13 protein-coding genes and 1 pseudogene are annotated in these 22,774 nt (G+C 35.6%); 1 reads left to right on the plus strand and 13 read right to left on the minus strand.

The features are described 5' to 3' along the window. Positions 1-529 precede the first annotated feature (529 nt). Positions 530-2,620 carry a BT4734/BF3469 family protein gene (locus DXB58_RS15280; protein ID WP_122137410.1) on the plus strand — a complete coding sequence of 697 codons (2,091 nt, stop codon included), beginning with the start codon at positions 530-532 and terminating at the stop codon, positions 2,618-2,620. A gap of 100 nt (positions 2,621-2,720) precedes the next feature. On the opposite strand, the gene DXB58_RS15285 is transcribed toward DXB58_RS15280, so the two are convergent. From DXB58_RS15285 to xerA, 13 genes and pseudogenes are all read right to left on the minus strand, one after another. After that, a complete protein-coding gene (locus tag DXB58_RS15285; protein WP_122137411.1) occupies positions 2,721-3,155 on the minus strand; it encodes a DUF6078 family protein in 435 nt (144 codons plus the stop codon). Between the two features lie 334 nt (positions 3,156-3,489). Then, the gene (locus DXB58_RS15290; RefSeq protein WP_122137412.1) at positions 3,490-8,697 is read right to left on the minus strand and encodes a DEAD/DEAH box helicase; all 5,208 of its coding nucleotides are present in this window, start codon (positions 8,695-8,697) and stop codon (positions 3,490-3,492) included. Beyond that, positions 8,690-9,511, minus strand: coding sequence for a hypothetical protein (locus DXB58_RS15295; RefSeq protein ID WP_122137431.1), 822 nt, complete (start codon positions 9,509-9,511; stop codon positions 8,690-8,692). Before DXB58_RS15295 ends, DXB58_RS15290 begins: the two co-directional genes overlap by 8 nt. Then, the gene (locus tag DXB58_RS15300) at positions 9,504-11,465 is read right to left on the minus strand and encodes a hypothetical protein (protein WP_122137413.1); all 1,962 of its coding nucleotides are present in this window, start codon (positions 11,463-11,465) and stop codon (positions 9,504-9,506) included. Before DXB58_RS15300 ends, DXB58_RS15295 begins: the two co-directional genes overlap by 8 nt. A 15-nt stretch (positions 11,466-11,480) precedes the next feature. Beyond that, the gene (locus DXB58_RS15305; RefSeq protein WP_122137414.1) at positions 11,481-13,070 is read right to left on the minus strand and encodes a hypothetical protein; all 1,590 of its coding nucleotides are present in this window, start codon (positions 13,068-13,070) and stop codon (positions 11,481-11,483) included. Between the two features lie 517 nt (positions 13,071-13,587). Next, positions 13,588-14,385: pseudogene (locus DXB58_RS15310) on the minus strand (GIY-YIG nuclease family protein). 1 nt (position 14,386) lies between these two features. Next, the gene (locus DXB58_RS15315; protein WP_122137415.1) at positions 14,387-17,518 is read right to left on the minus strand and encodes a type I restriction endonuclease subunit R; all 3,132 of its coding nucleotides are present in this window, start codon (positions 17,516-17,518) and stop codon (positions 14,387-14,389) included. Then, positions 17,499-18,149, minus strand: a complete 651-nt coding sequence (locus tag DXB58_RS15320) for an abortive infection family protein (protein ID WP_122137416.1) — start codon at positions 18,147-18,149, stop codon at positions 17,499-17,501. Before DXB58_RS15320 ends, DXB58_RS15315 begins: the two co-directional genes overlap by 20 nt. An 8-nt stretch (positions 18,150-18,157) precedes the next feature. Next, positions 18,158-18,709 carry a restriction endonuclease subunit S gene (locus DXB58_RS15325; protein ID WP_122137417.1) on the minus strand — a complete coding sequence of 184 codons (552 nt, stop codon included), beginning with the start codon at positions 18,707-18,709 and terminating at the stop codon, positions 18,158-18,160. 10 nt (positions 18,710-18,719) lie between these two features. Next, positions 18,720-19,865 (minus strand): restriction endonuclease subunit S, encoded by a 1,146-nt coding sequence (locus DXB58_RS15330; RefSeq protein ID WP_122137418.1) that lies wholly within the window; start codon positions 19,863-19,865, stop codon positions 18,720-18,722. Between the two features lie 38 nt (positions 19,866-19,903). After that, complete coding sequence (locus DXB58_RS15335; RefSeq protein WP_117931878.1) at positions 19,904-20,980, minus strand: YhcG family protein; 1,077 nt, start codon at positions 20,978-20,980, stop codon at positions 19,904-19,906. A 6-nt stretch (positions 20,981-20,986) separates the two neighbouring features. Continuing rightward, positions 20,987-21,760: a restriction endonuclease subunit S gene (locus DXB58_RS15340; protein WP_122137419.1), complete on the minus strand. Its 774-nt coding sequence runs from the start codon at positions 21,758-21,760 to the stop codon at positions 20,987-20,989. Between the two features lies 1 nt (position 21,761). Beyond that, entirely contained in the window at positions 21,762-22,754 is a 993-nt protein-coding gene (xerA, locus tag DXB58_RS15345) for a site-specific tyrosine recombinase/integron integrase (RefSeq protein ID WP_122137420.1), read from the minus strand. Between the last annotated feature and the right edge of the window lie 20 nt (positions 22,755-22,774).

Consider the following 22,774-nt stretch of genomic DNA (forward strand, 5'->3'; position numbering starts at 1 on the left):
ATCTAACTTGCAGAGTATAAGAACTTAATAGCGTGACAGCATAAGGTGACAGCAGTGTGATAGCAATAATGCTGTCACCCCAAAAAACAAAGAAAAAATCAAAGATACTGTTTGGAAATGAATAGTATCAGCTATAGAAAGATAAGTCGTTCAATTTATTATCCCCGTACTTATGAGTTGTACCCTGCCTTTAAACCAACAGTTTCAAGGCGTGAAACTGTTGGTTTAAAGGTTTGAAACTTTAGTTTCATACGCTTGAAACTCTGGTTTCAATTACTTGAAACTATTGGTTTCTTACCGATGAAACTCTAGTTTCTCCTAGCTGAAACTTTAGTTCCAAGCAGAGAAAAATAACTTGAACCGTAATTGAGTGATAACAATCCCGTTTCTCTCGGCTAAATAGGCACTTGATATATCAATAATTCTCTATATTAAAATATTGTTTTTCTTGTCGGTCCCGGATAATATGAGTAACTTAGCAGTCTCAACGATCACAAAGGCGCTGACAAAACAATTTATTATCAAATTAATGAAAATTACTCAATTTCGTAAGAACGAAGATACGATAGCGCTTAGCGTAATGGATCTTGATATACTGGTAAATAAGATAAAGACAGAAATAAAATCCCGTCCTGTTTCTACATTCAGAGAGCATTTGCGATATACCCTTCCCGATGAGCGGTGTATGTTTGCCAATAAACTTCCTCAAATAATTCCTGCTGCCGAATTCCGAAAAGTAAATGGTCAGAAACAGATGAAAAACTACAACGGTATTGTAGAACTGACCATCGGTCCCTTGTCCAATAAGTCGGAAATCGCTTTAGTGAAACAAAAAGCCTGTGAGCAACCACAAACCCGTTGTGTTTTTATGGGTTCAAGTGGCAAAACGGTGAAAATATGGACTACCTTTACCCGACCGGACAACTCGCTTCCCAATACACGGGAAGAAGCGGAATTATTCCACGCCCATGCTTATCGATTGGCTGTGAAATGTTATCAGCCCCAGATTCCATTCGATATACTTCCTAAAGAGCCGACTTTGGAACAATATTCACGCTTATCCCACGATCCGGACATCATATATCGTCCGGATTCAGTCCAATTTTATCTCTCTCAACCATCATCAATGCCCGAAGAAACCACTTTCCGTGAAGCGGTTCAGGCGGAGAAGTCTCCATTGACTCGTGCCGTACCGGGATATGATGCGGAAAATGCATTTCTGATGCTTTTCGAAGCCGCTTTTCGGAAAGCTTATGCTGATCTTAGGGAAGCGGGACTCGAATTGTGCGAAGACACATGGCATCCTTTAGTCGTCCAACTGGCTAAAAACTGTTTTGCTTCGGGACTTCCGCAAGAAGAAGTTGTGAAACGTACCATTTTCCACTTCTATATGTATAAACAGGAAGAGCTTATCCGGCAAATGATTGGCAATATATATACCGAGTGCAAAGGCTTTGGTAAGAATATCAGCCTGACTAAAGAGCAGCAACTCGCCTTGCAGACAGAAGAATTCATGAAACGCCGCTATGAATTCCGTCATAACACTCAAATTGGCGAGGTAGAATATCGTGAAAGACTTTCTTTCCGTTTCCGCTTCAATCCTCTCGACAAACGTGCGCTGAATAGCATTGCTTTAGATGCGCAAATGGAAGGCATCCCGTTGTGGGACAGGGATATTAGTCGTTATATTTACTCCAACCGTGTGCCTGTATTCAACCCGTTGGAAGATTTTCTCTACCGGCTTCCTGCGTGGGACGGCAAAGACCGTATCCGTGCATTGGCAGCCACCGTCCCTTGTAAGAATCCGTATTGGATGGATTTGTTCCACCGTTGGTTCCTCAATATGGTTTCTCATTGGAAAGGAAGTAATAAAAAGTATGCAAACAGTGTTTCTCCTTTACTTGTTGGACCGCAAGGGACACGTAAATCCACCTTTTGCCGGAGCATAATGCCCCCTACCGAGCGTTCCTACTATACCGACAGTATTGATTTCTCCCGAAAGAAAGATGCCGAACTTTACCTCAATCGTTTTGCGCTTATCAATATCGATGAATTTGACCAGGTGAGTTCGACACAACAAGGCTTTCTGAAACATATTCTGCAAAAGCCTGTACTGAATGTGAAGAAACCTCATGGCAGTGCCGTGCTTGAAATGCGTCGTTACGCCTCATTCATAGCTACGAGTAACCAAAAAGACCTGTTGACCGACCCTTCCGGCAGTCGTCGTTTTATTTGTATCGAAGTGACCGGAGTGATTGACACCAACCGTCCGATAGACTATGAGCAGCTTTACGCACAAGCTATGTATGAACTGGAACATGGCGAACGTTACTGGTTCGATCAGGAGGAAGAAAAGATCATGGTGGAAAACAACCGTGAATTTGAACAAGTCCCGCCGGAAGAGCAACTTTTCTTCCGTTATTTTCGTGCCGCGCAGCCTGAAGAAGGGGAGTGGCTGTCTCCAGCAGAGATTATGGAAGATATTCAAAAAGGTAGTTCAATCCCGATGTCTGTCAAGAGGGTTAATTCTTTCGGAAGAATACTGAAAAAGCAAGAAATCCCTTCCAAAGATACGCGTAGCGGTACACTCTATCATGTCGTAAGACTAATAACCAAGTGACAGCAAAAATGCCATCACCCTGCTGTCACCTCTTGCTGTCACGGACTTATCGGTTCATTACTAAACTATTAACCCCTAATCTGTGACAGATGACAGCAACTTACCAAATATATTCTTCTGTGTAGCGTTGGTAAGTTGGTTCTTCTTTTATCCCTTTATTACGGAATAGTTGTTTTATATAGGCTTGGTCTTTAGGCATAAGCCCCCGTTCTCCACGATAGAACCGATAATATCCTGTTTTCCCGTAGTGTCCCACTAATTGTATTCTGATACTGACTGCATCCTCATAAGGAATTCTGTTAAGCAACTGTTTAAGTCCCCATGCCACATGGACTTTTACAGTAGTTTTAAAACATTCGCACTGATTCCCATCCGCAGGATAACGTGTCGGATTAACGATGGAGATATAAAGGTTATCTGTTGTATCAAGTTGTGTAGCTATGTGGCGCAGGCATTTTGAGGCTTGTGGACATTGATCGTTGAAGCAACGGGCAAAATTGTAAGGGACAGACAGACTGTCGGGTTCTTCTTTCATCTTGTTGGGCTTATTTTATTTGTGAAATATTTAATGTTTTACAAATTTATAATCTTTACAAAGGTAAAGTTTTATTTTAAGAGTAAGAAATGTATGAACAAGAAATTCCCTTTTCCTGTAGAAAAAGGGAATTTTGAAAATATCATTTTTATTCTTTTGTTTGTATTTTCGTTCAACGAAAGTATAACTGATTTATGTTTAGCTTGATAATGACTTTTTACTAACTAAAATATATTACTACCAATTATACTTGAAAGGCCAAACATGAATATTGGTATATTTATTGGGATGCGTTTATACATAATGATTTGTATGTAGGTAAAATAAACATTACTTATACTGATTTTCCTAAGTCAAATATAGAAATTATATCTATTTCTTTGAGAATAGAATGTTTGTCTAAAATAGATTCTATGTATTCTGTTGACCATAGAGGATGTGTTATTATTCCACCAACTTCTCCTGTACTAGTAGTTGCAATGTATAAATCTTCATGTTTAGAAAATTGCAGATGTCGTTTTTCTAACAATAAACCAACATTATTTTCGATATACTCTTGCCAATACTTTGTATTGAAATCAATTTGGGCATCTGGATCAGAAGCAATTTTGGCTAAATCTAGTCCTAAACGCCAATCTAGAATCGGATGTTCTTGCTGATTGGAATAGTCACGAATGCAGTCGTAACAAGATGAGGTACAATTACTCATGTGAGATGACGCACATAGAAGATTGTAGATAGTACCGTCTTTAATGAGGGGTTCTACTATAGCCTCTAAAGGAACATTTGCATATTTTCTTCCACTTAGATAATTACAATATCCAGAGCCATTCTCAAGTCTTTCAACAATAAATATTTCAGGCTTGTGAGTGATTGATGATATATGATAACCAATACTTAATTCAGAAGTATCTATGTCAAGATAACTGGCAACGGATCTTCTCACAAGATAGCCCCAGGATAAGAATGCAGCTTTTACTGCATAATAATTCTTATTTTCAGTCAATGGATTGAGGCATATTCCGTTTGGTTCATGTTCGAAGGCTATTGTGAGAATACCTGTTGACTTAGATAAGACGAATGCTAATTTTTTCTCATACCTCAGTTCTAATTTATTTTGCATATCTTGAGAATATGCTTTTCTTGATACCCAAATGTTATTGGGATTTAGTCCCATTGTGTAAAACTCTCCATTATTGTCATTAACTTGGTGCACTAATCCTTGTGTAGGTATCATATTGTTTCGTAATTGGAGATTTTTAACAGGTGGACATGGTTGCAAATAATCTTCACAATCAAGTTTGATATCGCTATTTGGAGAGTACCAATCGTAAGAACCATTGAAGTCTTGAGGCTTTATGTTGTAATCAACGCAGAATCCTAAAGGAGAACAAACTTGAATTTTTTCCATCTCTTGTGCACAAACGGGACATTTAGCAGTTTCTGTATCTAAGGACATGGTCGAATAACCACATTGGTTACAGCGAAAGAGTGGTTTGGTATGGGTATTGAGACTACCACTTTTTACAGATACTATATGCTGTTGATTATATTCATAATCAACCACTCCTACAGCACGATAGATTTTTTTGTCTTTTACAATTTCATGTCCTGGAGCGAAAGAATTTAGTGCCATCTCCATATCTCTGTTTACAACATCCTCGGCTGGTAACTTTTGAGGTTTGCTTAAGTAGAGATTTCGTGTTCGAGTAGGGAAACCAAACATAGGTAATAAACCTGCATTAGCCAATCTTTCGCTAAGGAGAGTTTGTGTATAATCAGAACTTGTTGCTATTTTAGAAATGCGATCTACGAGTTCATTTTGTATATAGAGTAGAATAGCCTTTTTATCAGCGTCCGATATATCTGTGCATCTAGTGACAACTTCAATAATATGTTTTATTTGTTCTGTGTTGTCTTTAATCCAGTTTATAACCTTACATTTGTTCTGGTTTTCCCAAGTTGCAACTAAACCAAAGCTGCCATGTACACTTTCTGCATTTGAATCTATCGATTTTAGTGCATTATAGAGTATTTCTTTGTAGATAATTCGCTCTGCGATTTCCTTGATACGAACTTCTAGATAAGGGTCTTTAGGGGTAGCAGAAACCATTCTGTTTGGTTCAAAGTAATGAGTAATGTCATGACTTGTTCCTTTTGCAATTGTCAATGCTACAGATAAAGGGTTACCACGGCGACCAGCACGACCTACACGTTGTTGGTAATTAAATCGTTGTGGAGGCACATTTCCCATCATAACTGCGGATAGAGAGCCAATATCAACACCCGCTTCCATTGTCGTAGTAACACTAAGCATATCTATACCGTTTACAGAAGGAATTTCGTTAGTTAAAAATATATCTTGAAATAAACGTTGTCGTTTCCTTGATTCTTGACGAGATGTTTGTCCTGACATTTCTTCACAATGGAGACGATAGATCTCTTCAGTAGAGTTGACCAATGAAAGATAATAATCCTCAGGATCATGTAAATCATTTTCGGTAATATCCTTACTTTTTCCTAGTTTGCCTTGACAATTAGTACATATACCATTAGAAGGCTGAAGATGTATTGTCTTACAACGAGGACAAGTCCAATATTTCATGCCTGGTGTTGCTTTGCAAAAAGCTATTTTTTCACCAGTGAGAGCAACAATCTCTCTATCAATAATACCGAGTTTTCTCATGAGTTGTTTTATCTCATTTAGCTTTTCTGTTTGTTGGGTTATATTGGTTATACCCCAAACGGCCTTAACCATCTTTCTGACAGCCCTTGGAAATGCATTTGGAATGGGATATTTAGAATCAAAACCTTTAATACGTCTTTTTTCTCCCAAAATACGTATTGTGGAATTTATAAACTGAAGCATTACAGAATCTATATTTTGAGGGGTACTACATGATATGTATCCAAGTTTCATTGATTCAAATGATTTCTTTTTATGAGCAAAAATACTCATGATTTGTTCATGTTTGTTGGCTAAACGAATTTTGTTATAGTATTCATTTGCAGCATCTCCTATATCTGTATTTACAACATATTGTTCAAAATCAAAGATTGATGACCAATCTCCCACAAGTGGATCACGTGCTATGGAAGGTTTAGGTCCTGCTGGATTGGATCCAATTTGAAGTAATCCTTTAAACACATCAGATGTTATGTTTTCAAGACTCACATTCTCTATGTTACGGAATAGATTGTTTAATTCATTTTGTTCCTCAGATGTGAGTCCCCACATTTTATTCTGTATTAGTTCGATGAGTCTCACATATAGTCCTTGATTACGTAACTCTGTCAACTTCTCATTTTCGTCACGGGAACTAATGTTTACCTCTAAAGGCTGATAGTGACGCAAAAAGTTTATGCTATCATTATCTCCTTTTAATGCTTGAAGCATCAGCCATCTTACGACATCTCTGTAATGGTCTAACTCAATGCCAGCTGAAAGTTTAGCAGCTGCCTGGCGACTGTCGGAAAAAAGTACAACTTTAGTGTTGTTTTCATGAGCATTTTTCATAGTTCTAACTAAAGAGTCTGCAAGGACTTGATTGACTTTTTGAAGTCCTGTGCTATGTCTTTTGAGAGGGGTAAAACTATTTGCGTTTTCAATGCGATACTCTATTTCACATTGTGGGCATTCTGAAGGGAAACGAGTATCTTTATCAGTCTTTTGTTCGTGTAATAGATATTCTCCGTGAGGATGTTTTTTGAATTCTCCGGTTTCGCTATTATACTGGACTTTTGTCCAACCTTTATAATCGCCTTCTGATTGCCATAAGATCGCATATTGACAGAATTGTGAACCGATTGGTTTATCTATAGATAAATATGTTCGTCCACCACGATTAATTATATATCCTCCAAGGTAGGCTTCCCCACAGTTCTCGCATATAATCAGTTCAAGAATGTTATGACCGCATGAACATATGGAACGTGGACTTTTGTAGAATTTACCCAGCAAACGGTTGTTGAACTTGTGTTTTTCGTTTAAACATTCGCAATATGGATTGGAACATGCCCATAAGCCATTAATTGCACGGAAAAAGAAGTGAACTCTTAATGGGAGTAGATATCCTTTTTGTGTTTTGCTTTGGCAGATAATTTTGAGAAATGAGGTTATGAATGGTTCTGCATTTTTATCAATGATACCCATGCGTGTAGCTATATCAATAGCATTCATGGCAACGATGTTGCCAGATTTGTCGGTCATTGCAAACTTCAGCCATTCGACTAAATGGTAGCGTTCTGATATTTGTAAATATGAGTTGCATGTTAACTGTGAAAATAAGCTTGCTTCACGTTCCTTTTCTGTTATTGAGGTATTGGCATAGTTCACAAAGGCTTCAACAGGTAGGCATGTTTCAGGTTTTGATGTAAGTGTATTCTTGTCATTAGTAAAAATAGAAAATTTGTCCTTGAAAAAATCTTTTGCTACGCCGAAGAATTCACAAAGGAAGTCAGATGTTTGTTTATTTTCTCCCATTGACGCACTTGAAGCCAAGAACTGCACTTGTGGTGAATCTGGTGTTAGTCCAAGACGGTCTAATAGCACTCTTATAAGATATGCAACTTCTGTGCCTGCTGTACCTCGATAAGTATGTAGCTCGTCTATAACAAGATGAAATACGTGAGATTTATCTTCAGCCAACCAACGTTTGGTATCTTCAAATATCGCTGCTTCAATGTTGCGCATAAGCATGATATTAAGCATACTGTAGTTTGTTATTAATATATCTGGGGCGTTTTTCTGCATAGAAAGTCTGTCCCACATTTCTGCGCTATCCTTTTCCATACAAGGCACATGATACAGAAGTTCTCTATTTTCTTCATTTTGGGAAGCAGCTTGTTTAGCTGCCTTCCATTCCTCGACAAGTTGATTTTTTTCTATTCTTATTTTATCTTTAGCACTGTCAGCACTGCCACTAACAGGTGTGCTACCTGTATAACGTCCAAAATAAAAACGATGCCCGTTGCGATATTTATCTAACCAGTCCAATGCCCCTGAATGATTTTCTCTTCGGCTATTCAATGATTTTCGGAGTCTTATCATTTGATCTTCTGCAAGTGCGTTCAATGGATACAGAATCATTGTTCTCATAGCTCTTGGACGGTTTGTAGACCAAGAACTGGATTCAGAAATAAGATCTGCAATGATTGGTAACAAAAAACATTCTGTTTTACCTGAACCTGTACCAGTGGTAACTACAATGTGCTTTCTATTGAGATAAGATTCTTTTAAGGCATTATATTGATGCTTATATAATATACGTTTCTCAGAATTGTTATTATAAAACAAACCGGATTGGACAAATTTAGCTAGTTCGTTCGATACATTTTCGTTTTTGCAGAACTGTTCAAGTGATGCTTGCTCTTTGTATTTGGGAACTATTTCAATGATAGGAGGTTGGCATATTGTGCCATTTTCTTTCAGTAGTTCTTTTCGTTCTGCATCGTATTGTTCATTAAAGAAAGGGATGCCACTGCTGATGTACTTTAAATATGTATCTCTTAATTCATTATATATTTGGATTGGATTATTCATATTGGATTGAGTTATTTAGAATTCTATTAATTTGATTCGCGATATTAAGGTTTATATTTGGAAAAATATATAATCCTTGTTCAAAGAAGGGAGTATTGCCTTCCAGTAATGATTCTAACAATAATATTCTATAGAGCAATATGGGAAAACGATAACTTGTGATGTACATTCTCTTGTCTTTTAGGCTGTACTTTCCATTTCCTCTTCCGTCAATAGAACGACTATAGCAATACGCTACATTGATTCCGTCAGGATTTACATTCCAATAGGGAACAGCTACAACTCGCCTCGTTTCAGGATAAACGAAATAATACTTGAGATTCCAATCTTCTTTTTGCGCTACTCCGAATTTAATTTCTCTGTTGTCAAACTTGAGGGAAGAGAAATCATTGAGAGGCAGAGGCTCAAATTTACTAACAATATCCTTTACTGTAGGAAAGTGTTTAAGAATTGAAACAGCATTAAATCTATAGATTTTCTTGAAATCAATATGTGGTACCTCTTTGCTGCGAAATATAAAAGGAAATGCTGTAGATACATCTAGAGATTGATTGAATATATTTGTATAAATACAAAAATCCCTTTTTGTAACAGCAATAGGTTCTGTTACTTTAAAACAATTATCACCACAAAAATCAATATTTCCTGCAAAAAATAGCGGCAGAAATATTTTCCATGCAGGGTGCTCCTCAATCAAAAGATTATATTGTAAATTAAGATATTCGCAATATTTTTTGATAGTATTATAATTGACTTGATTTTGAAGACTCATCCAAGTAAACAAGGCTTCCTGACATTCTTTTATATTATTCATAATCGCTTTGAATGTATGATAGATATTCATTGGAAGGAATAGGAGATATGGATCTCATATTCTTTAGCATGTCAGCTTTAAGATAACCAGTTTTGTCAGATTTTTCATTAGAATATAGATTTTCCTTTTTTTCATCAATAGTGTAGTCATCATTTTGTAAACAGCCAAAATAACGAATGCTTTGTTGGGCTAAAGGTAATCCTTCTTCTGCGGTTGATGTTAATAGCAAGCGTAAATTATCTGGAAATATAATTTCCGTATTAGGAAAATTAATACGTAATCCCATTGATATATCTACTATAGGTTGCAGATAACAAGGTAAATATGACATGTTGATATTTTCTAATATGTAATAGTGTATGATATCAGGATTGCTTATACAACTGTGGATCATGGTATTAAGACCATTGTTCCACACATTAGAGAATGAACGCCACTCGGGAGTAACATATTGAATGGAATATTTGCAGCGACCTGTAGCTTTTATAATTGAGTGGATTATACGGTTATCAGGAACTAATATTGCCTTATAATGAACCATATACTGCCCAATTTTTTTAGCTATCTCAGTTTTACGATTATTTTTAGTGAGATAGAATTCTAGTCTTGTTTTAAAAGTTTGGGGTAATTTAATCTCTTCAGATTCATCGTTCAGAGATTCTATTGTTTCTCCAAAATCAGTTGGTGCATTATTATTGGTCTTTTGAAAAGTAGGGTGTGGTAATATAGCTTGCTTTGTCTTTTGCGAAACGATTATTTGCATTACATCTTTAATAACTGCAAAATCATTAATAACGTGTTCTTTATTATCTTCTATGCTATGCAGCGTATTCTCTAATTCCTCGATAGCTATTTTATATTCCTCAATTTTAGTAAGTTGTAATGCAATAATTTCCTCTGCAAGTTTTGTCTTTTTATTTAATTCTTCATTATTTGCATTAAACTCTGCATTTGCTTCCTCGATTTTTCTATGAATCTTGGAAATTACATCAGCAGCATTTGTATGCTCTTTCTCTATGAGAAGTCGATTCGTTTCTTTTAAATTTTCAAGCTCTTTGGCATACTTGCTTTTTGTCTTTTCAATGAATTTCTCACTATTGGTTTCAATGGATTTGTCAATAGTGCGTTTTAGAGTCGGAAGGGTAAGGAAGTTAGTCATCTCTTCATAAGAAAAGACAAATAATTCGAGCATGCTAGAAAGTCTGTTGATTCTACTTTTTAACACAGGCTTGTGTAAGATTGATTTGCTAATTAATCCAATTAATCCATTTTCTATTTCATCCAGTGATTTTGAGTTAAGAGCCTGACTCCATTCTTTAACTAAAAATTCTTTTATAAGCCAATCTCGTAGTATTGAGTCTGGCATAATATCAATAGCTCTTGTGGGACCATCTAAATGGTTTCCAATGAGTACGTAATGTGTATGATCGTATGTGACAAATGATTCATGGTTGGCATTCTTTACAAAATGAAGATCCATTTCTGTAATATAATACTTTTTGATATTATCTGGATCAATAAGATATAATTTGCTGAGTATGCATAGATATGTTGGCGATGTATTATCTAGGCGCCCATTAGTTTTTAGATTCTTGTAGGTCTTATCAGGATTTTCATCTATTTCGTTAGCTAACCCATTGATGATAACAGTGCCATATTCGTCTGGCATACCATTTTCTCTGTCCCAAATAAATTTGTCCGCACCATCATTGTTGGATGGCATCATACCTGCAAATATACATTTACCTATAAGTTCCTTGTATCTGTCTTGAAATCCTGGAGCAAATACTCGTCCTCGGGAAGGAAAAACTTGTTTAGCTTCTGTTGGTGATAACGGTGTAAATTTCCAATCGCTACCTAAATATCCTACTGCATTTATAATAGCGTGCTTGGTATTAGGTTGAGCTTCAACAACACCAACAATTTTAAATTGAGTATAATCAATGTCGGTCATATTTTATAATGTTAATTATTTTATATTTTTTAGTTTTATATTTCTTTCTTTATAAGTTGCAATAGGAGCGAAAAGTTCTTTTCTACACCATAGTGTTAGAGGATTAATTTCTTTTGGAGCATTAGATATTAGTGAATAGGACGAAAAATCTATTCCGGTAACATATCCTTCGGTGCTTTGAGGAGTCCAAAATGCAGATTTTCCTTGAGCTATCCTCCATTTAGAATGCTCTCCCCACATATGAATGACAGGAAATACTTTTGTTATACAGATATTGATACTTTTATAGCCTTTAATCTTGATTTGATGGCATCCTTCGTTTAAGTCAAAACTATAGACAGCTCCTTCATAAGACACTTCTTCTTTGTCATCAATCCAAAAAGTTGCAGTTTTTTTGAATTCAAGTAGGGGAGGTGCGCCCAACAAATATGTGTTCTGCGCAATTTTAAGTCCACCACGTAATGTATATGGACGTTCATTTGCGTAAAATTCTTCGTAATAAGTAGAACTATGGGAAATCTTGACTAATACAAATCCTGATGTTTTTTTTATCACATCTTTTTCGTAATATATGTAATTCAGTGAGTTTGATGAAAAGAGTGCAATGCCTTCATCCTCATAATTATCTATGTAGCGGCTTTCTTCCCAATACCCGTCGTAGTCATTGCTTTTCTTGAAGAGAATAACATTGTCACGTTTATATGTATAATATTCACGAAATTCATGCTTATTTTTTAAAGAACGAAAGGGTATATTTTTAATAAGTTTTCCAGATTCATTTTCTATAATATCAATAGACCAAGTATTGGCTAATTCAAGAAGATATAACTGATTTTTTGCCTTTGTGATCTTTTGGGTGTGAAAATTATCTGTGTATTCTCCATCCCAAAATAAATAATATTGATATATCTGTTTATTTGCTAATTCTCTATTTTCTTCAAGAATTCTTTGTGATCTATTAGAGTAATAACTGTTAAAGTGGTAACGTCCAATAATTTTCCAGAAATCTTGTTCTGAGATATCTTCATTGGGATACAGTTTCTTCTCAACAAAAAATGTAGCAATTTTTTTCAGATCTTCTCTGTTGAGTACAAGCTTTGAATGTACTTTCGGATATTGCACATAACGATCCCTTCTTTGACCTTGTATTGGAGTACACTTATTGGCTATGACAAATCCATTTGTAGAACACCAATCATAATACTTTTTCCAAATCTTATCTTGATAACTTACCGCCCATTGCTGCCATTCGTTCAAATCTATATTTAATATATCAGGACTACAAATACGATCTCGGAAATTCGAAGCTGTATAGCCACTAGAATTTTCCATCTTTGAGGCTGCATATAATTGAGTGCCAATGAATCCAAGAATTTCCATAAAAAGTGAAGAATCCCTCACATTCCATATACTTTTCTGTTGAATGAAATGAGTGAAGTCCGTAATAGTGATACCATGATGAGTGCAAAAAGACTCAATGAAGTAAGTGTCAATGAGAGGAAACACTTCATCCCCTCTTTTATCATTACTAAAAAAGGATTTTTGTATATATATCCCTAGAAGTGAATATATTCTAGACGGATGAAGTACTAATTCGCTATCCATAACTTATGTCACTATTGATGAATAGAAATGTTTTATATGTTGAGGCATGTGTTATTAATTTTGTTTTAGATACTCTTTGTTATTTGCAAAAGTTGAGTAATTGAAACTTAACAACATGTAAGCAATTCTGTAATCTATTTTTGTTGTTTTAATTAGACTATTGACTTAGGCAAGTATTATTATGTTGGTTTTATACTGTTGAGGTGTTTTTGTGGATTAGTAAACCATTTGCTTCTTGTTTTTTTCACTAACGCTATTTGTTGTCTATTGATGTTTTTCATAATGATTTATTTTTTATATTTGTAATTACAAATATAATTATAATAATTCAGAAAAAAACACCTATTATCTATGGAATTATGAAATACATTGAAAATATAATATTTTGTATAATATCCATTGCATATAAGTCCATAAATTTAAACGGTGCAGTTGACTATATATTTTCCAATTTATTTTTAGACAAATCATATTAGGTTGGTTATTTATAAGAAGGGAGTAAATGATATTGACTCGTTTATTCTAATTGCTTTCTGTAAACTGAATCTAATGTATTTCCATGTTTATCTTTCCATACTATCCATCCATTATTACTGCTGCCTATACAGAAATCTGCTACACTGCTGGGGCTAGAAAAGGTTTTATCTGAATTCATTATGAAACTTCCATTTTTAGTGGTAGTATATTCTTTAATTAGTTTTTCTCTTTTAGCTTTCCTGTGTAATGATGGAATTGTGTCTGGGGCAATGATGCTATCTTTCAAAATTGTAAAACCTGAAGAACTGTAAATCCTTTGGCATTACACTTTCTTCCTTTTGTATGGAATAAATGCTGTTCTTTTTGGTTGGACTATTTAAAAAAATATTGCAACCAATAAATGATGAAAGGAATTTTATATCTTCAAAAAACTCATCCATGGCATCTTTTTGATATTCGGGTAGATTAGGATCTTTAGGAATTTGTTTATTCTCGTTCAATACAAAAGCATTTGTAATAGTTCGATGTTTAAGATATTGTACATCTGCTTTTGTCATTGCTGCATCTTTAGATATGAATATTAAGCCTTTTTGCTATCATGATCTTTCACTCGTTCTTTGAAATTTTCAGTTTCTCCAATGTATGCTTTGGGTTTTGTATTTTCATCTTCTCCCCAAAGAATATAAAAAGCTGGAGTTTGTAAATCTGTTCTTTCATTCAGAATGGAAAGACTGGAACGTGGAATTACAAACATTTGGTAAATTTTATTATTGATAAATACATATTGAGTCCCTTTGGGATCTCCGTCAATTAAGTATGTTGTTATTGTCTTACCCATATTATAATTTTTTGTTATATCCTTCATGTATTTCGTCAGCAGCTATTGAGTAGTAGCTTTGTTGAAAGTTATACTTTTGTGTACTTTCATTGATAGAGTATTCATTAGAATCATTGTCACTCCATTGCTCACATTGATGAATAACTGTTTCCAGTGCATTTTCAGCTTCTTCTGGTGGATATTTGTATTTTTTCAAGAGTCTTTTTATCATACGGCGCATCCCTGCTCTGGCGGATTCTTTCTTCTGCCAGTCAATTGTACGATTTTTGCGTAGAGCGTCTGTTAACTCCTTTGTCATCGCAACTAGTTGTTCGTTCGTATATATATCTTGTACTGCTCTCGGTTTGGTCAAAGCATCGTAAAATGATTTTTCTTCTGCAGTAAGTCCTAATTCATTGCCTTGATTTTCTGATTCCGAGATTTCTGCAGCAAGCTTTAATAACTCTTGAATGACTTCTTCATTAGTAAGTAATCCTTTTAAATAGTTAGATAATGCTCTGTTTAATAAATCAGAAAACTTTTCCGCTTGAACTAAATTTGTTTTTTGATATATGGTAACTTTTTCCGCCAAAAGTTTCTTTAATAGCTCTATTGCTATATTTTTCTCTTTCATTTTGGATATTTCTTCCAAGAATGCTGCGTCAAAAATGGAGAATTCGGCTTTTACATCCGAGAATAAATTGATTACACCTTCACTTTTTACGCTTTGTTTGATAAGCTCGCCAATACGGGCGTTTATTTCTTTTTTGGAAAATTTATTTTTGCCTGTCATTCTGGATAGTAATATTCGTACTGTCTCAAAAAAAGCAGCTTCATAGCGTTGTTGCTCATTAAGCAGGCTACGGCATAATGTGATTGAACTATGTAATAAGGATGATTCCTTTTGGAATAGTTGCATTTTATCATTCTTATTACTGTCCATGAGGAAGTTGACTCCACCTTTGATAATTTGTGCACGATCGTTATCTGTGCCGGATTGGAATTTGCTATAATCAAAACCGTGGAAGATATCTCGGCAAACTTCCAATTTCTCTTGAAACTTAATAAGAGCAGTTTTTTTGATATCGGGATTGCCGAATCTTTTTTGATCTCGTACTGTATAGTCGTGCATTGCTTGTTTCAATGCTTTGGCTATCCCGATATAGTCGACAACAAGACCACCAGCTTTATCATTAAAGACGCGGTTCACACGAGCTATTGCTTGCATGAGATTGTGCCCACTCATTGGCTTATAGACATACATTGTCGCCAGAGATGGTACGTCAAAGCCTGTAAGCCACATATCTACGACTATGGCTATTTTCATAGGGTCATTGTTGTCTTTGAATTTCTTGGCAAGTTCTTTTTTGTATTGTTTGTTGCCAATAATGTCATGCCACTCTTCCGGATCTTTATTGCTACCTGTCATTACCACCTTCACTTTATCAGTCCAGTCGGGACGAAGTTCTAAGATTCTATGATAGATACTCATTGCGATAGGGCGGGAATAAGCGACGATCATTGCTTTTCCTGTCAATTCAAATTGCCTGTTTTCTTCATAATGTTTTATAATATCCTTGCACAATGAATCTATGGTAGCAGGTGCGCCAAGTATTTCTTCAAGGTGCGACATTTGTTTTTTACTCTTTTCTATCTGTTCTTCAGTAGCACCTTCTGACGCAAGTATTTCATATTCGTCATCTATTGCTTTCAATGTATCTTTGTCAAGATTCAGGTTGATGACACGAGATTCATAGTACACAGGACAAGTTGCACCATCGGATACTGCTTGTGTCATATCGTAGATGTCGATATAGTCGCCGAACACTTCTGTTGTATCTCGATCTTTAGTAGAAATGGGCGTTCCTGTGAAACCTATAAAGGACGCATTGGGTAATGAATTATGTATAATTCTTGCAGTACCGATTGATATTTTCCCAGTTTCTTCGTTTACTTTTTCTTCAAATCCATATTGTCCTCGATGTGCTTCATCGGTCATAACTACAATATTTCGTCTTAGAGACAGAGGTTCGTCAGATTCTTCAAACTTCTGCATTGTAGTGAAGATTATTCCGTTGGCTTCTCGTCCGGCTAATAGTGATTTTAAATCTTCCCGGCTTTTAGCTTGTATGGGTATTTGGCGCAAGAATTGTTGGCATTTGGAGAATTGAGTATAGAGTTGATCGTCCAAATCATTCCGGTCGGTAATAACTACTATAGTTGGTTGGCTTAATTCATTCTGAAGAAGATGAGCGTAAAATACCATTGATAGTGATTTTCCGCTTCCTTGCGTATGCCAAAATACTCCGATTTTTCCGTCACCTTGTGTTGCCTTTTTAGTTCGTTCTACTGCTTTCTTCACAGCAAAATACTGGTGATAGGCGGCTAAAATCTTTGCAGCACCTGATTCTTCTTTAGAAAAACAAATGAAATTCTTGATAATGTCAATGAAACGTTCTTTTATGAATATTCCTTCAAAAAAGGTATCATAATCAATAAACTGGGAACTTTCATATTTCCCGTCTTTGGTTTTCCATTCCATATAACGGTCTTCATTGCTGGTGATCGTTCCCGCTTTTGAGCAAGCCATGTCACTCATTACACAAAAGACATTATATACGAAAAGTGAGGGAATTTCTTTCATGTAATTACGTAACTGAAGATAGGCTTCAGATACATTTGTTTCTTCTCTTGATGGAGATTTTAACTCAATCACAACGAGTGGCAAACCATTGACAAATAGAATTATATCAGCACGCTTTTCTGAATTTTCAACGAACGTCCATTGATTAATAACTTTAAAGTCATTACGCTTGATGTTTTTGTCATTGTAATCTATCAGGTAGATGATATCGTTACGTTGTTCTTTTCCGTCAAAAAAAGAGACCTCGATTCCATGTTGAAGATAGTCCATGAAAAGCTCATTCCTCTGTGGCAGGCTACCTATTTCGATATCTTTTAGTTTAGATATGGCTTCGTCAATTGCCGGGCGAGGTTTTCCATAATTGATAGTGGTTAAGCTTTCAATTAATTGTTCTTCATAAAAAGGTACATAATAGTCCCGTTCAATATTGGGACCATATTGATGCTGATAGCCTAAGTTCTCGAAGAGAGCTATCAATGCTTTTTCATAACTACCTTCTGTAAATGACATATTTTCGTTCTTTTTCTAAGTTATCTAAATATGAAAAATATATTTCTTTGTATGCTTGATAGTCTTGTTTATATAATGCTTCGGAAGCAGATAAAATAACTCCACCTAATTCCAGAGGATTTTCTTCGTCAAACAGTTCGTTGAATTCTTGGCAGTCTTCATAATGTATGCGTGAGTCTCTTTTACTTGCATGATTTATATAATAATGTATAATAAACCCACCTAACACATCTGTTATTTTGTATGCCAGTAAGGACATTGTTGTACTCATTGAGACATGATTAATGTCTTGACCGTGAGACGCAAATCCGGAAATATTTCTTATTTCCGCTAGTTTTTGGGAGACTGACGCTATTCTCCTGACAAGTTCACATAAATCATCTTTATAGCATTCATTTGCATCTATCAGACAATTTATTGTTTGCTTTACCAAAGCTTGAAATTGCCCATAGTTGTCGTGTTCGATATTTTGATTGGCAAGTATTGTTTTGCATATACTTTCAACTAAACTTTTACAGGTTTCTATACATAATGCAGGATTCGTTTCAACCGTCTTTTCGATGGTTGAAATATGAGTTTCAAAGTTGTTGAAACTTGGTGTTTGGTTAATATATTTTCGAATCCAAAGCATAGTGAATATTAGGCGATTAATTTCAAATTATCATTTATACGACGGTTCAGTTCGATTTTCGCATCTAAAGCAGAAAGAATAGATACGATAGAACTCATGACTTCTCTATTTGGAATAGGAATTTCTAAATTTCTTAAAGCACCTAATGAGATATATGGTTGTGATGAGCCGCTTCGTAACATAGATAGTTGCTGTTTACCATATGGTGAAGTTAAATAATAGTATAGCCATTTACATCTAAGTTCATTACCAACTTTAAGCAGACCGACATTTTTAATGGCATAATCTGTTTGTTTAGAAGATTCAATGCAACAATAACCACAATAAGCCCCAATCATACTAATTATAATATCCCACTGGTTAACTTTACTCCGAGATATTATTTTATTATAATCATCTTCTGATATTTTATAAGCACTTTCAAAATCAATTCGATTATTTTTAATGTGTCTCGATGTAATAAGGTATTTCCCAGACTCTTTTTGTTTGGGACTATCATGCGTTCCATCTGTTACATTATAACAGTAATCACATGCTTTTATATTTTTCCATTCTTCCATAAATGAGAATTTAGCTGTGTAAATCGTTAATTATTAGCCTACCAGACATGAGTTTAGGCAGGAGCAAATCTCTAGTCTCTGATAATCGCTTATTTTCGTCTAAATTTATTTTCGCTTTCAAATATAAGGAAGAAATACACTTATTAAAAGAACTGAATACATCTTGTTTTGCAACAATGACCTGTATTTTGTTTAAAATATCTGTAGTCATGCTTGGAACGGCCGAGCCTGAATTCATTGAAGCTAAATCTAGTTTCGATAGCAATAGGTGACAATATTTGGCCACATTAGGCACTTTCTCTATTGAATAGAACATTGTGTCAACAGCCCAAAAAGGCCAATTAACATATAATACATTGTTTAATGTTCCTTTACGGGGAATTAGCACAGATTCTCCATTGTATAGAATTCCATCAGCTAGTCGCATAATTCCGCCTGATCCATAAACAGGAACATTACCATCATTCAATTTTTTGTGGTCTTTGCCATATCTAATATCTAGAAGGTCGGATAGCGTTCCTACTTTCCATCCTTTTGGTATCATCCCTAGCTGTGATTCCATGAATTTTTCACCTTTGAACGGCTCGAAATCCACAAACCACGACTTGAACAACGCCTGTGCCTGATGCTCTAAATTATCATTTATCCGGCGGTTCAACTCGATTTTATCGTCAATTATTTTAAGTGATTTGCCGATTTTCTTTTGTTCACAGAGAGAAGGTAAACAAACAGAAAGATTTCTTATGTCTGCAACATTAAGATGTGCGACAACAGCACCATTGGCATGGATTTTTAAATGATGCTGAACCTCATTGCTTAGTAAGTAATAAACCAAAAAGTTGGGGTCAACTAAAGCTTTGTTTGGCTTTAGTAAAACCACACGCTGTCCAAGACATACTTTTTGTTTCTTTTGAATAATTGCTGCATTTCCTACTGGTGCTTCACGAGCAATAATTATATCATCTTCTTCAGGAATAGCCCGAAGTGTTCTTTCTTTATATACGTCAGAATTAACTCTATGAACATTGGTTAGAACCAAACGTCCTTTACCCACATTAGGAGTCCTGACTAAAGGTATTCCAACACCTTCGTCTTTTGCAGTTGTATGAGGACAATCATATATTTTGCAAATATCTTGTAGAGTCATCTCTTCCATAAATGAGAATTTAGCGGTTTAAATTGTTGGTTTCATTGTTAGTTATCTCTTAATTTAGCTTCTATCTCTTCAATGGTAGGCATAGTACCTTCCACTTTTTCGGGATAGAACTTCTCCAGATCATATTCGGAAATACCCAAAGGTTGGCTGCTCGACTCCAAAGCATACTGAGCTTGTATGCGGTCTTTCTCTTTGCAAATCAGTAAGCCGATGGTTGGGTTATCCCGTCCTTCCTTACGCAGTAAATGATTGCAAGCCACCACATATCCACCTAATTGACCGATGTCGGCAAAAGCAAATTTACCGATCTTTACCTCTACCACCACATAGCAGGAAAGCGAAAGATTATAAAAGAGCAAGTCGATAAAGTTTTCCGTTTCGCCTATTTCCAAACGATATTCTTTGCCCACATAAGCGAAACCCGTACCCAGTTCAATCAGGAATCGGGTAATGTTATTCAGTAGAGCATCTTTGAGCAACCGTTCATTGTAACGCCCAGTTATACCCGTGAAAGCAAAATTGTAGGGGTCTTTGGTCAACTCCTGTGCAAGGTCGCTCATCGCATCGGGCAATGTTTTTGTAAAGTTAGTCAGTGCTTTGCCCTGCCGCTCATAAAGGTCGGTGCTAATGAAATTGAGCAGCATACTACGACTCCAGCCGTTCTCCACCGTCTGGTGAACATAGAACAGGGCTTTGTCTATATCGTCTTTCACTTTATCCATTATCAAGCAATGGTGTCTCCATGGGACTTCAAATATTCCACCAACTTGGTGGAATAATTCCGTTTCATTTTTTCCACCAAGTTGGTGGAAAGTTTTCAGAGCATCCTTGTATAACAAATAAAACTTCCTACAATAGTAAATATTGCTCTTTGATAAACCAGCCGCATTGGGTATGGCTTCACGTAAATCTTTGCTTAATTGAGTGATAACACTTTCGCCCCAGCGTTCTTCTACGTGCAATTCAACAATGTCACGACCTAAAAGCCAGTTGAATTTCAACTGTTCCACATTTACTTTCACCGCTGCCTTTATTTGGCTTTGACGATAGCGACCGCAAAGGTTTTTCACCCATTGCAGATATTCTTTATCAAGTATGTTTATTGACTTGTTCATCGTAATCTATAATACTTCAGTTGCGTTAATTTTTAGTTCTCCTGACATCAGCTTCGGGAGAAGTGTGTCGCGTAGAATTGTTAACCTAATACTTTCCTGTTCATTTCTTAGTATTTGGTCGAAATACGGTTTAGTCAATGAACTGAATGCTTTAAGTATTTCTTTATCCGGCATCAGAACTACCATCGCCTTAATTATTTTAGAATTGACAGCAGTTGCAATGGATGATGTGCTTCCAAGCTTTTCGTAATTATACCCTTTTAATAAGAAATATGTATATTCCCTATTTTCATCCGATGTGATAAATCTTGCTATAGCTTCATTAGTTGTTAATTCAGTTCCTGCAATTCCAACTCTTCCGATTGTAAGTTTAAAGCTTAGTAGAATCGTATCTTTGGGAACAAGTATAATATTATGCCTTTTGATGGCTTCATGTGTCAAAAATTCAGAGGATGTAAAAACAAATCTTCCACATGATCCTAAATCTGAAATAGATACCCATATATAATCTGATGAATTACTGGAAAACCATACTTGCTCTTTTCGTGGTGGGGTCTTACCAATATTAATATTATAAAAATCCTCGGCTTTACCAACACGACACCCTTTAGGAATCATTCCCAGTTCCGATTCAACAAACTTGCCGTCCTTGAACGGCTCGAAATCCACAAACCAAGACTTGAACAACGCTTGTGCCTGCTGCTCTAAATTATCATTTATCTGCCTGTTTTTGTAAAACAGATGATTCTTATTGTTATATGTATTGTATCTTATCCGCATTTTAATTAATGTATTTACGATGAGATAGTTTTACGTTATTTTGATTAACCATAGCATAATGCATGGTAGTATCAATTTTTACATGACCGAGTAACTTTTGTACTTGTTCTACAGGCATTCCTTTATCTATAGCCATTGTAGCAAGTGTTCGTCGGAATTTGTGAGGATGGACACGAGCTATTTTTGAAGAATGCCCAATTTTACGTAACCGAACCTCTACGCCTGATATTTGAAGCCGATTATGTGGCTTGGCAAGAGAGACAAATAATGCTTTGTTTCTGTCTTTACGGGAGCTAATATATTGTTGTAGATGTATTTTAGCTCTTGCATTGAAATATACTATCCGTTCTTTATTTCCTTTGCCAAAAACAATGCATTCTCGTTCGTTAAAATTGATGTCTTCTCGGTTTAGTTTTACTAATTCACCGACACGCATTCCGGTTGAGCATAAGAGATCAATCATTGCAAGGTCACGAATTTCCGTACAGTTATCGCGAAGGTGTTCGATATTCTCATCAGTAAGTACCTCTTTGATTTGTGTACCGGTTTTTACTTTATGGATTCTATGTATAGGACTCTTTATAATATAATCCTCTTCTTCAAGCCATGAAAAGAAAGAAGAAAAGATTCGTCGAATATTATCTATTGTCACTTTACTGGATTTATGCTTACGTTGGAAGACAGCCAAGTATGCTCGTATATCTTCTGTAGAATAGTTTACTACTTTTTTAGGCATAGTCTTGAAAAGTTGCTTGACTGTTGAACTGTAATATTTGATAGTCGGAGTAGTACAGCCTTCAACTTGCTTTGCGGACAAAAATATTTCAAGCAGACGGTCGTTTGTAGCAGCATTTTCATGTTCTTTCTCACCGTCTTTTGTAATAGTGTATTTACTTATAACTTGAAGTAATACTCCATTAAGTTGAGCCATTTGTTCTATACTTAAAACATCTGTCATCGCATTGCTAATTTCTTGAATCAAATTTTCTTTCATATTCTTCTATTATTGAGTTA

Source organism: Bacteroides sp. OM05-10AA, assembly GCF_003439055.1.
Lineage (GTDB): Bacteria > Bacteroidota > Bacteroidia > Bacteroidales > Bacteroidaceae > Bacteroides > Bacteroides intestinigallinarum.